This is a genomic window from Ferruginibacter sp. (assembly GCF_031391665.1).
Taxonomy (GTDB): domain Bacteria; phylum Bacteroidota; class Bacteroidia; order Chitinophagales; family Chitinophagaceae; genus Ferruginibacter.
In genome coordinates, this window is sequence record NZ_JANMUN010000271.1 from 1 (window position 1) to 14587 (window position 14587).

General features: G+C 35.4%; 13 protein-coding genes, 1 tRNA gene and 1 riboswitch. Of the genes, 1 reads left to right on the forward strand and 13 read right to left on the reverse strand.

Features of this window, described 5'->3' with window-relative positions; genetic code table 11:
* The 9 genes from ACY651_RS20875 to ACY651_RS20915 form a co-directional block, all read right to left on the reverse strand.
* Window positions 1–2425: SusC/RagA family TonB-linked outer membrane protein (locus ACY651_RS20875; protein WP_462255460.1), on the reverse strand; the 2425-nt coding region annotated here is incomplete at its 3' end.
* Between the two features lie 159 nt (window positions 2426–2584).
* A complete protein-coding gene (locus tag ACY651_RS20880; RefSeq protein WP_462255461.1) occupies window positions 2585–3709 on the reverse strand; it encodes a FecR family protein in 1125 nt (374 codons plus the stop codon).
* A 56-nt stretch (window positions 3710–3765) separates the two neighbouring features.
* Window positions 3766–4353, reverse strand: a complete 588-nt coding sequence (locus tag ACY651_RS20885) for an RNA polymerase sigma factor (protein ID WP_462255462.1) — start codon at window positions 4351–4353, stop codon at window positions 3766–3768.
* Window positions 4354–4548: 195 nt separating this feature from the next.
* Window positions 4549–4875: a hypothetical protein gene (locus ACY651_RS20890; protein WP_462255463.1), complete on the reverse strand. Its 327-nt coding sequence runs from the start codon at window positions 4873–4875 to the stop codon at window positions 4549–4551.
* A 56-nt stretch (window positions 4876–4931) separates the two neighbouring features.
* Entirely contained in the window at window positions 4932–6245 is a 1314-nt protein-coding gene (der, locus tag ACY651_RS20895; protein WP_462255464.1) for a ribosome biogenesis GTPase Der, read from the reverse strand.
* Between the two features lie 112 nt (window positions 6246–6357).
* Window positions 6358–7224 (reverse strand): GTPase Era, encoded by an 867-nt coding sequence (gene era, locus ACY651_RS20900; RefSeq protein WP_462255465.1) that lies wholly within the window; start codon window positions 7222–7224, stop codon window positions 6358–6360.
* A 133-nt stretch (window positions 7225–7357) separates the two neighbouring features.
* A tRNA-Met gene (locus ACY651_RS20905) sits at window positions 7358–7429 on the reverse strand.
* Window positions 7430–7800: 371 nt separating this feature from the next.
* The gene (locus ACY651_RS20910) at window positions 7801–8517 is read right to left on the reverse strand and encodes a head GIN domain-containing protein (protein WP_462255466.1); all 717 of its coding nucleotides are present in this window, start codon (window positions 8515–8517) and stop codon (window positions 7801–7803) included.
* A gap of 32 nt (window positions 8518–8549) precedes the next feature.
* Complete coding sequence (locus ACY651_RS20915) at window positions 8550–9269, reverse strand: head GIN domain-containing protein (RefSeq protein WP_462255467.1); 720 nt, start codon at window positions 9267–9269, stop codon at window positions 8550–8552.
* A 195-nt stretch (window positions 9270–9464) separates the two neighbouring features.
* Window positions 9465–9582, forward strand: a riboswitch (TPP riboswitch).
* 66 nt (window positions 9583–9648) lie between these two features.
* Between ACY651_RS20915 and ACY651_RS20920 the strand changes: the two genes are divergently transcribed.
* Entirely contained in the window at window positions 9649–11808 is a 2160-nt protein-coding gene (locus tag ACY651_RS20920) for a TonB-dependent receptor (RefSeq protein WP_462255468.1), read from the forward strand.
* 84 nt (window positions 11809–11892) lie between these two features.
* Here ACY651_RS20920 and ACY651_RS20925 read toward each other — a convergent pair whose 3' ends face one another.
* From ACY651_RS20925 to ACY651_RS20940, 4 genes are all read right to left on the reverse strand, one after another.
* Window positions 11893–12201 (reverse strand): rhodanese-like domain-containing protein, encoded by a 309-nt coding sequence (locus ACY651_RS20925; RefSeq protein WP_462222639.1) that lies wholly within the window; start codon window positions 12199–12201, stop codon window positions 11893–11895.
* A gap of 16 nt (window positions 12202–12217) precedes the next feature.
* Window positions 12218–13012 carry a PASTA domain-containing protein gene (locus ACY651_RS20930; RefSeq protein WP_462255469.1) on the reverse strand — a complete coding sequence of 265 codons (795 nt, stop codon included), beginning with the start codon at window positions 13010–13012 and terminating at the stop codon, window positions 12218–12220.
* An 86-nt stretch (window positions 13013–13098) separates the two neighbouring features.
* A complete protein-coding gene (locus tag ACY651_RS20935; protein WP_462255470.1) occupies window positions 13099–14079 on the reverse strand; it encodes a D-alanine--D-alanine ligase in 981 nt (326 codons plus the stop codon).
* Window positions 14080–14374: 295 nt separating this feature from the next.
* The coding region (locus tag ACY651_RS20940) for a 4Fe-4S dicluster domain-containing protein (RefSeq protein WP_462255471.1) at window positions 14375–14587 on the reverse strand (213 nt) is incomplete at its 5' end.

Below are 14587 nucleotides of genomic sequence, written 5' to 3' on the forward strand. Positions count from 1 at the left end.
GTCGGTTTTTAAAAGCTGATATTTCTACCCCTACTTCTTTAGCCTGTACAGTTTCCCATTTCAGGTTCCTGTCTGGAATATAGGTAGGTCGCACAGCGGTATAAATATTATTACCAAATACTGCTGCCGCAGCGGCGTTTAAGTTAGGAAAGAAGGGATAATCGTATCCGTAAGTATTTTGATTACCCAGTAAACCTACCGATGCTTTTAATTTTACAAAATCAAATATTTGCTGGTTAGCCATAAAATTCTCTTTAGTCATTTCCCATGCGGCACCAACAGCCCAAAAGTTTTGCGCCCTTTCGCTTGGAGAAATTTGAGATGATGCATCTCGGCGGAAAGATCCATTGAGGTAATATTTATTCTGGTAATTATACACGGCTCTTACTAAACCAGAAACAGTTGTTTTTTCATTTTGTGCCGAAGAAGACCTGCGTGACTGTGCATCTCCAAAACCATTATCAACATACCAAAATCTTTTATTATCAGGTATAGCAGATCCGGTTGAACTTTGATTAACCGTACCACTTCTTCCGAAGTGACCAAAATAATAAGTGGTAAACCCCGCTGTAGCATTTAAATTATGATCTCCAAATCTTTTTTTATAAGTAAGGATATGATCCTGCTGAAATTTTTTGTACGAATCATCATTTTCAACCACCCTTGTTGCAGGGCTGTATAGAAAAAATGAATTGGTAGCAGCATCATATGAGTTATACAATGGCTGGTACCTTCTAAAATTTACATTACTGATGTCAGCATATACTGTTGATTTGAAACTGAAATCACGTAAAAAATTAACTTCAGCAAAAACACTTGCCACTGTTCTATACTCAATATTGATTGTTTTGTTCCATTCATTTTCTAACTGTAGTAATGGATTAACCACACCTGAGTTTTGAATCAATGGCAATTCGTAATATAAATTTTGATTCATGCTATCTAATCCATACGGATTTTTTGCATAAATAGATTTAGTTCCTGAAGAAACTATTGGAATTACTTTACGGGCTTGATCTAATACTCCACCTGCTCCGTAAGGATTATTTTGCCTTACACCATTAAAATTAAATCCAACACGAATGGCTTTACTCAATTTAAATTCATCATTTAAAGAGAAAAGTATTTTCTCTAATTTTTCATGCCTGATCAATCCTTCATCAGAAGTATAACCTAAACCCATGTTGAATTTATTTTTATCAGTACTACCCGAAAGGCTGAGATTATGAGAGTTGAATTTGCCCGTTCTGGTAACAGCATCTATCCAATCGGTATTTGCGGTCCATTTGGAATAATCAAAAGGAGAATTTACACCAATGTTAACTTTTTCTTCTTCATACAAAGTTTTAAACTGATCGGAATTAGCCAATTCTATTTTATCAACCAATTTTTTTACTCCATAAGAAGCATTGTAATTAATGATAACCTGGCCTGCTTTGGCTTTTTTGGTTGTAATTGCAATTACACCTGCTGCACCTCTTACACCAAAAATTGCAAGTGAAGAAGGATCTTTTAATATTTCTACCGATTCAATATCATTTGGATTAATGTAATCAATATTATCATTAAACACACCATCAACCACATACAATGGAGATACCGACCCAATACTTATTGTACCACGGATACGGATATCCGGAGCCTGGCCCGGTGTACCGTTATTTACAACAGATAAACCTGCAACTCTTCCCTGTAAAGAAGCAATAGGATTTGTATTGGGTTTATCAGCAATATCTTTTCCTGAAACTTTTACTATCGATCCCGTTAAATCTCTTTTGCTTGCAGTACCATACCCGATTACCACCACTTCGTTAATATCTTTTGCTGCAATTTGAAGTACGATATTTATTTCTGTACGAGTGCCAACTGCTACTTCTTCTGTTGCATAACCAATTGAAGAAAAAACTAATCTAGCACCATCAGGTACAGATATAGAATAATTACCGGCAGCATCAGTGGAAGTACCCACTGTTGATCCCTTAATTTTTACACTGACACCTGCTACAGGTTCGCCATTGGCACTGGTAATTTTTCCTGTTACCTTAACATCCTGTGCAACAAAGTTTTTTTGGGTAATAACCACCAGGTTATTATCCAAAATACGGTAAGTTAACGTTGTGGAATTAAATACATTATTTAAAACATCTGTAACCAATGTATTATTGGCATTGATGTTTACTTTTTGCGTAGCTGATAACACTTCGTTGTTATACAGAAACCTGTACATGCTTTTTTTCTCAATTTGTTTTAAAGCGGTTTTTAGTTCTGCCGATTCCAACTTAAGCGTAATACGCTCCTGAGAATAAGTTTTTGCAGAAAGTTGCAAACTTGTAAGTAGTGTAAAAACAATGGCTAGTTTCATACGCAGTATAATTTTTGCCAGGCTTTGTGCCCTGATACCAAATAATCGTTGGCTTTTTTTCATATTTTTATGTTTTGGTAAGTTAAAGTGAGAACTTAAAGTTTGGTTTTACAGCGAGACTGGTTTTCTAACTGTGCCATCCCGGGAAATGCGTCAACATTTCCCGTTTTTTTATTTTAGGAACTATTAATTAAAATTATTCTTTTCATTAGCAGCATAGTTTTATTTTGAAATAGTAATGGTGTTATTATTTACTTTATATACAAATGGCGTAGTTATCTGCAAAGCGTCCAAAGCCTGGTTAATAGTTTCTTCCTCAAACGATCCTGTAAGTAATTCTTTCTTAAGTTTTTCGTTTTTTATTACCATTTTAACCCCATACCATCTTTCCATTTTCAGGGCAATTTCTTCCAGTGTCTCCTCACTAAAAATCAACCTGCTTTCCACCCACCCAGTTTCTACAACGGAGTTATCAGTTGGGTATAATGTTACATGGCTTAACTGAATAATCGGCTTGTCTTTTATTAAAGGCACCTTTTGTGGTTGTACCGCTGCATTAATTTTAAGGGGCTTTATTTCTTCATTATTAATTATCAGTTTCTCGTTAGGCTTCATTATTATTTTTTCCGGCCTGTCTTTTAAAGTAACTTCTACACTGCCATGTATTAAACTGGTTTCTGTTGTTTTTTCGCCGGGATAACATTTTACATTAAAAGCTGTACCCAATACTTTAATATCCATTTTAGCTGTATGGATGATGAATGGTTTGGCAGGATTTTTTACTACATCAAAATAAGCTTCTCCTGTTAAAGAAACTTCTCTTACACCTGTACCAAAATGTTCATTATCGTAGGTTAATTTACTGCCGCTGTTAAGCCATACAGAGCTACCGTCGGGTAATTGAATTTTTGTACGGGAGCCGTTTTTTGTACTCACTTCGCTTTGTGCAATTTTTTCTTTGCGATTTGAAGCAGTATTTTTTGTGGCATTAATAAATACAAATAATAAAATTGCAACAGTAAAAACTGCCGCTGTGGCAATAAATAATCTTCTTTTTCTGTTAGGCTGCTGTTGTGCGAAATCCAAAGAAAATGAACCAGTTTCATTATTATTTAATTCCAAGTCAAATCCTTTTTCGTTTAACCTGCCGGAATGCAAAAGAAAGGTAGCTTCTAAAAAATCTTCATCCTTTTCTGCAGGAACAGTCCAGTATTGATCTATAAATTGTAAGGAGGTATCAGTATCAGGATGAATTTTAGTTAATTCATTCAACTCGGAAAGTTCTGCTTCAGTAGCTTCTCCCGATAATTTTCGGGACATTAAAGTCCAAATTCTGTCTTTACTCATATAGCTGTACTATATTAGAGACAAAAAAATTACAAATCCCCTATAAGTAATGCAAGTTATTTTGAAGCATGCTTTTTTGCAGGTAAATTAAGAACAGAAGCTATTTTTTTTAAGGCAGTTGAAAGCTGGTTATCTATAGTTTTTACACTGATATTAAGTAATTGTGCAATTTCTTTATACTTTAATTTATCCTGCTTGGCCAATTTAAAAATTATTTTGCATTGTTGAGGTAAAGACTCTATGGCTCTTTCTATTTTTTCTGCCAACTCATTGGTGATGATATTATTTTCTGCATCAGGGTCGTTGCTGGCAAACTCAACTTCTAAATCATCTAAAGAAAGCACACTTGTTTTCTGAGTTTGTTTTAACCGCCGCAAGGACGCATTTCTTACACTGATGTATAAATACATTTTCAAATCTTCAATTTCCTGCAGCTGCTTTCTTCTTGCCCATATTTCAATATAAATATCAGATACTACTTCTTCTGCCGTTTCTTTTGATTTAGTAATAGAATAAGAAAAGCTTTTTAGGGGCTGAAAAAAAAGAAAGAAAAGTTTTTTATACGCAGCTGCGTCTTCATATTCAGCAATACGTTGCTGCAATTCATAAACAGAATTATTATTCAGTAGATTTGTTTTATTCATTTGCAGTGTCAATCGTTATCAAATTTAAACTTTTTTCCTGATAAAAAAATTATTGAACAAAAAATAAATTAAGCCGCCTCCATTGCACAAATAAAGTTTTAAATATAAGCAGACTTGCATTAAAAGTAGTAGTTATAAAAAAAATCCTGCAAAAAGCAGGATTTTTTTTATACAGTTTAAGACTGAATTAAGGCATTACTGTTTTATTTCTTCCTTAACCTTATCCATCATTTTATTACCGGCATCTTTAATTTTGTTGCCTGCTTTTTTCAATTTGCTGGCTGCTGTATCGCCAATTACTTTTATTGTGCTTGCGGCACTATCTTTCATCACTTTTAAATTTTTTGCTGCAGTATCCTTAAATGCTTCCAGTTTGCTTTCTGCAGAATCGCTGATGGCTTTTGCTTCATCTGCCATTGAAATAGTAGAATCTTTTTTTGTTTCTGTAGTTTTTTCTGCAGTGCCGTTATCGCAGGCAGTAAATACAGCCGCAACAGCAATAATTGTTAATAGTTTTTTCATTATTTTTTAAGTTTTATAATTCTCAACAAAAGTAAATATTTATAAAAAAGTAACTACTATTTTTTTCTAAAGAATAGTCTTATTGGCACTCCGCTAAAGTTAAAGTTCTCCCTGATCTGGTTTTCCAAATAATTTTTATAGGGTGTTTTAATATCATCGGGATAATTAGCAAAAAAAGCAAACGTAGGTGTATGTGTGGGCAACTGTGTAACATATTTTATTTTAATCAAATTCCCTCTTACTACCGGTGGGTGATACCCTTCAATAGCTTTTAGCATTATGTCGTTTAATTTTGAAGTAGGTACTTTACGCAGCCTGTTATCATACACTTCCAGCGCTGTTTCTATACTTTTAAAAATACGTTGCTTTTCGGTTACAGAAATAAAAACAATCGGCACATCAGAAAATGGTGCAAATCTTTTTTTCAAATCTTTCTCAAAATCTTTAACAGTGTTTGTTTTTTTATCTTCTACCAAATCCCATTTATTTACCAGTACCACTACTCCCTTTCCTTTTTTAACCGCCATGGCAAATATAGAAAGATCCTGGGCTGTCAAACCTTTACCTGCATCCAGCATCAGCATACAAACATCCGCTTCGTCCAATGCTTTAATAGCACGTATCACGGAATAAAATTCCAGATCTTCATGTACTTTTGTTTTTTTACGGATACCAGCCGTATCAATTAAAACAAATTCTTTATTAAATAAATTATAGTGGGTGTGAATGGTATCTCTTGTAGTACCAGCAATATCACTTACAATGGTACGCTCTGTACCAATCAATGCATTTAATAAAGAAGATTTACCCACATTAGGCTGACCAATGATTGCAATTTTAGGTAAGCCATCATTCTCTGCAACTGCATCATCTTCCGGTTTCATCAATGCAGTAATGGCATCTAAAATTTCGCCGGTGCCACTGCCACTGATAGACGAAACAAAAAATATGTTTTCAAAACCTAAACTGTAAAATTCGCTGGCTTCCAAAAGTCTTTCGTGATTATCAACTTTATTCACCACTAAAAAAACGGGCTTGCTGCTTTTGCGTAAAATTTTTGCCATACTTTCATCCAGGTCCGTAATGCCTGTTGCCACATCTACCATTAAAATAATAGCGTTAGCCTCTTCTACTGCAATCATTACCTGCTTACGAATTTCTTTTTCAAAAATATCATCGCTCTTAGGTACAAATCCGCCGGTATCTATTACATTAAATGTTTTGCCTGCCCATTCGGCTATGCCGTACTGTCTGTCTCTTGTAACGCCGCTTATATCATCTACAATGGCCTTACGCTGTTCCAGCATACGGTTAAAAAATGTACTCTTGCCTACATTGGGCCTTCCTGTTATTGCTACTGTAAAACTCATACCCTTTTATTAATTGATAATTTTATAATTGATAATTAATAATGTTTGAAAACTGGAATGATCTTCGGCTATAGAAAATTATTCATTATTTCATTATCAATTATCCATTCCCTTAATAGCCGTACTCCTTCAACTGCATTTCATTATCCCTCCATTTAGGCCGCACTTTTACAAACAATTCTAAAAATACTTTATTTTGTAAAAATTCTTCAATATCCTTCCTTGCGTTGGTGCCTAATTGTTTTATCATCTTACCTCCTTCTCCTAAAATAATACCTTTTTGTGTTTCTCTTTGTACAATTATTTCGGCCCTTATTTTTATAAGTGTTGTTTTTTCTGTAAACTCCTGAATTAAAACGGTGGTGTGATAAGGAATTTCTTCGCCGTACAATTGAAATATTTTTTCTCTCACCAATTCCCCAACAAAAAATTTAGTGGGCATATCGCTCAGGTCATAGCCTTCGTAAAATGGCTGGCCCTCGGGCAACAGTTTAATTATTTTTTTTAGTAAGAAATCAATACCACTTTTTTTTAAGGCAGAAAGTATAACTACATCTTTACAATAAGGTTGCTTTCTGTAAAAATCTGTGATGGCATTTTGCTGTTCTTCAGTAGCTTTATCAGCCTTATTCAACACAACAATTGCAGGCACTTTTAATTTTAATGCTGTAAAAATATTATTGCTTTCTTCCTGCTCTTCATTAACGTCGGCAATAAGCAAGGCCACATCCGCATCTTCCAGACTTCCTTTTACGGCCTGCATCATTTTTTCGTGCAGCTTATATTTGGGTTCTATAATGCCGGGTGTATCAGAAAAAATAATCTGGTATTCTTTTTCTGTTAAGATGGCTTTAATGCGATGGCGTGTAGTTTGCACTTTGTGCGATACAATAGCCATCTTCTCTCCCATTAATGCATTAACCAAAGTGCTTTTGCCTGCGTTGGGCTTACCAAATATGTTTACAAAACCTGATTTCATGAAATGTGGTTATAAGAATAATATGATTACCACAAACAGCCTGAAAGAATGGAGGAGGTAATCATATTCATTTACACTTTATGGAAATGAATAAAAAAATCCCCAAATCTGTAGAAGTGAGGATTTGATTTAGTTGCGAAGACTGGGATCGAACCAGTGACCTTCGGGTTATGAGCCCGACGAGCTACCGCTGCTCTACTTCGCAGTGCAAAAGTAAGGTTTTGAGGCTTTGTCGCCAAATAATATAAATTTGTTTTTAAATCTTTTTGAAGGAGAAGAAATATTTAGATTGCCATATCACTAATAGTATTGGCATTTTCGTTGGCATGTAAAAAGAAAATTAAGCAGCAGGAAATTAAAATTTACAGCCGCCATTTACAAAAGCAGGATACACTTCTATCATCAGTACACCCAATGCCAAACGATAAAAATGAATAAATTTATTGGGGTGGAATAATGATGGGCAGATGTACAAAAAATAGAGTGAAAGAAATTTTGGACAGAAGGAACCGAAAAAATTCATACCTAATTATTAAGCACAGGTTGTATTGATAAATCAATTAACCAATCACCCAATCAACCTTTTTTACCAACACTGCTTGCACCGCTGGTATGTTTATCTTTTATAACTGCATCGCCTTTGTAAGAAATGTCACTGGCGCCGCTTGCACTGGCATTTAATTCTTTATTTACTGTAATATTTACATCGGATGCACCAGATACTTTTGCTGTACAAAAATCAGCAACCAAATCATAGCCACTAACATCACTTGCGCCACTCGATTCAATACGAACAGAGGTTGCAATACCTTTTATGGTTACATCAGATGCTCCACTTAAATCAATCTTTAAATCAGTAACATCTACAGCTCCTTTAAAACCACTTGCGCCAGACATGTTTATTAATAATGAAGGTACTTTTATAACACCTGCCACCTGTATATCGCAGGCTGAAGAAGCGTCTATACTTTCTAAATTTTTAAAAGAAACATAAACCCTCAAATTTTTTTTATCCTTATTCCAGTTTCTGCTGCCAAAATAATAAATTTTGAGGGTGTTATTTTCTACTACCGTTTTAATCTCTTCTTTATATTTATTTTCAGAAGCACTTACTGCCACTGCTTCGTTATCGGATTGAGAAAGAAAAAGATCGATGCCGCTGGATATTTTAATGCTGTTAAAACTTTTATCAATTTCCCTTATCTCTGCATTGGCATCGTTCACAATTTCTTTTTGTGCAGTTGCGAACAATGCAAAGCACACCATAAACAAACCTGCAATTATCTTCTTCATAAAATAAATTTAAATATAACCTTATAAACAAGCTACGCTTTTTTTACAGAGCCGCCGCTGTTTACATTAATATCTTTTATTACGGCATCGCCTTTATACCTAACACCTCCGCCACTATTTGCTTTTGCACTCAATTCTTTATTAATGGTAATTCTTACACCACCGCCGCTGCTTGCTTTTGCTTCGCAGTAATCAACCGCTAACTCATATCCTTTAAAAACAGCACCACTGCTTACCTCTACATTTATTTTATCTGCATTACCCGATATATTAATTGCTGAGCCGCTGTTTTGTTCCACTGTTAAATCTTTTGCTTTTAAGTTGCCCTCAAAAGCTGCACCGCTGGTAAACTTTAAATCTAAATTTCCGGCATCAACAGTTCCTTCTAATTTAACATTGGCTCCGCCTGAAGCATGTAATTTTTCCAAAGTTTTAAAAGATACATAGGCTTTTAATTTTCTCTTATCATTTAATGCCCAGTTAATGCCACTTTTATCAAAATAGATTTTTAAAATACCGTTTTCTACTTCCGTTTTAAAACGATCCATATATTTTTGTTCGCTGGCGCTAACGGCAACCGATTCTTCGTTGCCTTGTGTAAGATAAAGATCTACACCATCAGTAACAGTAATAGCAGTAAAGCTGCCGGTTAATGTTCTTTTTTGTGCATTGGCATCTGTAACAACAGTTTTTTCCTGTGCAAAAGCGGTTACTGTAATTAAAGTAACCAGGGATAAAAATAATTTTTTCATGGTAATTTATTTTAATTTTAAATGACCCATGCAATAATCAAACCACTTACCGTTAATGTTTTTAAAACAATTTGTAATGTATTATTTCATGGCTATACTTATTGGTAATACGGCAGAAGAAAACAAATTGTTACACAAAAATTATTTTTAAAAAAAAAACAGCCTACCTTTACTTTTGAAAGTTCTTATTAACCAACTGAATTTCCGGGGTGTTTTTGTAATGTTTCGTCTAGCTCAACATTACAAAAGCTGAGATAATACCCGATAACCTGATCAGGATAATGCCTGCGTAGGAAGAAATGACAAGCCCTTAAGCTTAAAGAGAGATTTATCTTAGCGGACATAGCTCCTCTGGATTTTCAGCACAAATTTTATTGAAATGAAATTGTTTATCAGTGTATTATTATGTGCAATTGTGGCAGCTTGTACTGCACAAACTCAAAAAAAACTTAGCGATACGGTGTATTTGCAGCCGGTGGAAGTTACTGCTGTAAGAGCAGGAGAAAGAGCTCCATTTGCCAAAACAAATCTTACTAAAAAAGAAATTGAAAAAAATAATTTGGGCCAGGATTTGCCTTTTTTATTAAACCAAACTCCATCAGTTGTTGTAAACTCCGATGCTGGTGCAGGCGTGGGTTACACCGGCATACGCATACGTGGTACCGATGCCAGCAGGATAAATGTAACTTTAAATGGCATTCCTTATAACGATGCAGAAAGCCAGGGAACCTTTTTTGTCGATCTCCCCGATTTTTCTTCTTCGGTAAACAGTATTCAAATACAACGTGGTGTGGGCACCTCATCAAATGGTGCCGGTGCATTTGGTGCAAGTATTAATTTGGCCACCAACGAAATAAATAAAAAGTTTTATGCGGAATTAAATAACAGCTTTGGCTCTTTTAATACTTTAAAAAATACCCTGCAATTTGGCAGTGGAATTTTAAATAAACATTTTACTATTGATGGAAGGCTCAGCCGCATCAGCAGCGATGGTTATATCGACAGGGCGAAAACCGATTTAAAATCTTTTTATCTCAGCACGGCTTATGTTGCAGAAAAAAGTTCGCTGCGGTTGAATATTTTTAGTGGTAAAGAAAAAACTTACCAGGCATGGAATGGTGTTCCAGAATATTTGTTATCTGCAAACCGCCGGTACAATTCTGCAGGCACAGAAAAAACTGACAACCCATACAATAATGAAACTGATAACTATATACAAACCCATTACCAGTTTTTTTTCAACCATAAGTTAAATGATTACTGGAAAGGAAATATTGCAGTTTTTCTTACAAAAGGTAAAGGCTATTACGAACAGTATAAAGCTGATGAAGCTTTGAATGATTACGGATTGCCCAATTATATTAACGGCCCGGATACTGTTACCAATACTGATTTAATAAGAAGGCTTTGGTTAGATAATAATTTTTACGGCAGTATTTTCTCTTTACAACATCATAAAAATAAAACTGAATTTACAATTGGTGGTGGATGGAATACCCATGATGGAAAACATTTTGGCGAAATTACCTGGGCAAAAATGCAGGCGGCAGTTCCCGAAAATTACAGATGGTATAATTTAACTGCACATAAAAAAGATTTTTCGTTGTACAGCAAATGGGCGCAGCAATGGACTAAAAACTTTCAAAGTTATATTGATGTGCAGTTCCGCAATATAAATTATTCACTCAATGGATTTAGAAACAATCCAACTTTGCTTATAAAAAATAATTACAATTTTGTAAATCCAAAGCTGGGTGTTACTTATAATAAAAACAACTGGCAGGTATATACGTCTTACGCACTTGCACAAAAAGAACCCAACAGAGATGATTTTGAGGCTGGCAAAAACCAGCAGCCAAAACCTGAATTATTAAACGATTTTGAAGCCGGTATTGAAAAGAAGAAAAGTAATTATTCTTTCGGTGCAAATTTGTATTACATGAATTACAAAGACCAGTTAATTTTAACCGGCAAAATAAATGATGTTGGTGCTTACACCAGGATTAATATACCCAACAGTTACAGAACGGGAATTGAGGTGCAGGGAAAATACATTTTTACCAACCATCTTAATGTTGCGGCCAATATTGCTTTCAGCAAAAACAAAATAAAAAACTTTACTGAGTATTTAGATGATTATGATAACGGCGGGCAGCAAACTAATTTTTATGCTTCTACAGATATTGCATTTTCTCCCAACACTGTTGCTGGCGGCAGCATAAATATTACTCCTGTAAAAAATGGGGAGATAAATTTGATAACCAAATATGTGAGCAGGCAATATTTAGATAACACTTCTTTAAAATCGAGGAGCCTTAATCCTTTTTACACCCAGGATGTACAATTGAGTTATGTACTGCAAAATAAAGTATTTAAAGCCGTTACTTTTATTGCACAACTGAATAATGTTTTTAGCAAAAAGTACGAACCTAATGGCTACAGCTTCAGTTATATTTATGGTGGCAGCTTAACCACTGAAAATTTTTATTTCCCTATGGCGCAGTTTAATTGTATGGTGGGAGTTAATGTTAGTTTGTAGAGCGTGTACGTCAATGATGAATTGTGAATGGTCAATAGAAACTCTTTTTAAATTTTCAACATTGACCATTCACAATTCACCATTTTATCCCCCAAACCTCTCCTTCCAGGCCAGCATTCCACCGGTAAGATTTTTTACATCCGTAAAGCCAAATGTTTCCAGCATTAGTGCGGCCTGGCCGCTGCGGTTACCACTGCGGCAATACACAATTACTTCTTCGTTTTTTAAATCGTCAATATCTTCTACCTGCATAGTTTGTACTTTGCCCAATGGCAGCAATGTTCCTCCAATGTTGAACTCTGTATTTTCATGCGGTTCTCTAACATCAACTAAATTTAATTTTTCGCCGGAGTCTAACCGGAATTTTACTTCATCTGCAGTTATTGTTGTCATACAATATTATTTTTAATTAATTATTATCAACAGAATCTTTTGGCATTTCAACAGATATCCATACATCCATTATTTGCCCCGATTGTATATAACGTGGTTTCTTCTCTTCATCAAAACGCTCAGGATTTTGTTTATATACAAAAGCATTGGCGGTATCTCTTACATTAGATCTTGGCAAAACAGCGCCAAGGTTTAATCCGTTTTCCTGAAGATACGCTTTAGCATCTTTAAAAGTCATGCCCCATAAAGAAGGCACCATCATTTGTTGCCCGCCTAATCCGCTGCCAATTACTAAAGTTATTTTGCTGCCCCATTGCAGTTTTGCTTTTTCAGGAATACGAACGCCGTTATACTGCTGCTCCAGTACCGAGCCCAACTCAAAGCTGGGTTTAAAAATGGTATCCTCCAATCGTAAATGGCTTCGCTGCAGCATATCCAGGGCAAAACTTAAACTCTGCCCTTCTAATTTAGGCATTTCTATCATTGGTGGTACCACACGGTTAACGGTTAAAAAAACAGTACGGTTAATTTTTACAGTAGCATTGGCATCGGGCAATTGTTTAAGCACCACACCACGGCTGGCAGTATCAGTAAAAACAGAATCCTGTATCTGCACATCAAAGCCTTCTTTTTCTAAAAGCTTAATGGCATCGTCGGTTTTTTTACCCAGCACTGCAGGTACAGTAAGATATTTACCATGCTGTGTTACCCAACCTAAAGTTTTTAAAACAAAAAATACCAGCAATGATGCCAGTAAAGCTGCAACCAAAAAATTTACCCAAAGTGGGCGGCTTGTTATAAATTTAAACACTATAAAAATTTTAGATTTACCCCTATCCCCTAAAGCGGAACAGCAGCTTTTATAATTGAACTTTACTTTAAAAATATAGCTCCCGGTTAATTAAAACATTCTTCAATTAATGCAGAATAGAATTCTTTCAGCGTCATTCCCATTGCTACCACTTGTTGCGGCACCAGGCTGGCTTCACTCTGCCCCGGCACTGTATTTATTTCCAGCATGTAAGCATTGCCATCAGCCTCATTATAAATAAAATCAATCCGCACTATTCCATTGCAATTAAAAATCGAGTATGCTTTTTTTGCTTCGCTTCTTACTTTTTCCGCAACTGCTTCATCAACTTTTGCAGGTGTAATTTCTTCGCTGGCACCAAGGTACTTTGCTTCAAAATCAAAAAACTCATTCTTAGAAATTATTTCAGTAATTGGTAATGCAATTATCGTTCCTTTACTTTTATACACTCCAATGGTAAACTCCCTGCCGCTTATAAATTCTTCCACCAGCACCTGATCATCTTCCTTAAATGCTTTATCCAATGCTCCCTGTAATTGAGTTGCAGTATTTACTTTGCTAATTCCCAAACTGCTGCCGCCATTATTAGGCTTTACAAATAAAGGTAATTTTAAACTCTTTAAAATTTGGGCAGGTGATACTGTTATATTTTTAAAAAGATGCAAAGACTTTGCCACATGCATGCCTGCAAAAGCCGCAACAGCAACAGTATATCGTTTATTAAAAGTTAAGGCAGATGTGGCTGCATCGCAGGAAGTGTAAGGAATTTTTAAACAATCAAAATAACCCTGCAGTTTTCCATCTTCTCCCGGTGTACCATGCATGCCGATAAACACAGCATCAAAATTGACTTTACCTCCATTCAATGAAAGCGAAAAATCATTTTTATCTATTTCTGTTTTTGACCCATCAGGTAATTCATAAAACCAACCGCTTGGGTTAATATCAATCTTATAAACATCAAATTTTTCCCTATCCAGGTTTTTATCAATCGTAACGGCACTTTTGTAAGAGATTACAGCTTCACCGGAAAAGCCACCGGTAACAAGGGCTATGCGTTTCTTCATTCGGAACTTTGATTTTGGTGTACAAATATTCACTAAAAAACCAAGAAAGGGAAAATTGAAATGCTAAAAAACATCTATTTATTGAAAGATTCGGCTAATTCTTTCCCGGGTTTGGGAAATAAGAAAGGTGAAGACCGTATTGCCCTCACCTTTTTACTGACGGAACATATCACCCGCCATTTTAAATGCAGCATGTACGCTGCTTTTTACTTAGAAACCCTTTTCATAAAATTAAAAGAAATATTCCGAAATAATTCTACCGGGGCTTTAATGTTTTGCACAGGAAAAGCACATGTTAAATGTGCAACTTCGCTTTTTTCTCCATCAGTTGATCTACAGTTTCCACATACATTTCGTCTGGAACACAGCAATCAACCGGGCAAACAGCAGCACACTGAGGCTCTTCATGAAAACCCTGGCACTCTGTACATTTATTGGGAGTTATATAATAAATATCAGAGGCGACCGGAGCATTTTTAGCATCAGCATCTACTACTGTTCCATCGAG

Bases quoted from the DNA above. Each gene is read 5' to 3' on its own strand.
- ACY651_RS20880 (WP_462255461.1), bottom strand. From the start codon at position 3,709: ATGAGTAAAGACAGAATTTGGACTTTAATGTCCCGAAAATTATCGGGA.
- ACY651_RS20885 (WP_462255462.1), bottom strand. From the start codon at position 4,353: ATGAATAAAACAAATCTACTGAATAATAATTCTGTTTATGAATTGCAG.
- ACY651_RS20890 (WP_462255463.1), bottom strand. From the start codon at position 4,875: ATGAAAAAACTATTAACAATTATTGCTGTTGCGGCTGTATTTACTGCC.
- der (WP_462255464.1), bottom strand. From the start codon at position 6,245: ATGAGTTTTACAGTAGCAATAACAGGAAGGCCCAATGTAGGCAAGAGT.
- era (WP_462255465.1), bottom strand. From the start codon at position 7,224: ATGAAATCAGGTTTTGTAAACATATTTGGTAAGCCCAACGCAGGCAAA.
- ACY651_RS20910 (WP_462255466.1), bottom strand. From the start codon at position 8,517: ATGAAGAAGATAATTGCAGGTTTGTTTATGGTGTGCTTTGCATTGTTC.
- ACY651_RS20915 (WP_462255467.1), bottom strand. From the start codon at position 9,269: ATGAAAAAATTATTTTTATCCCTGGTTACTTTAATTACAGTAACCGCT.
- ACY651_RS20920 (WP_462255468.1), top strand. From the start codon at position 9,649: ATGAAATTGTTTATCAGTGTATTATTATGTGCAATTGTGGCAGCTTGT.
- ACY651_RS20925 (WP_462222639.1), bottom strand. From the start codon at position 12,201: ATGACAACAATAACTGCAGATGAAGTAAAATTCCGGTTAGACTCCGGC.
- ACY651_RS20935 (WP_462255470.1), bottom strand. From the start codon at position 14,079: ATGAAGAAACGCATAGCCCTTGTTACCGGTGGCTTTTCCGGTGAAGCT.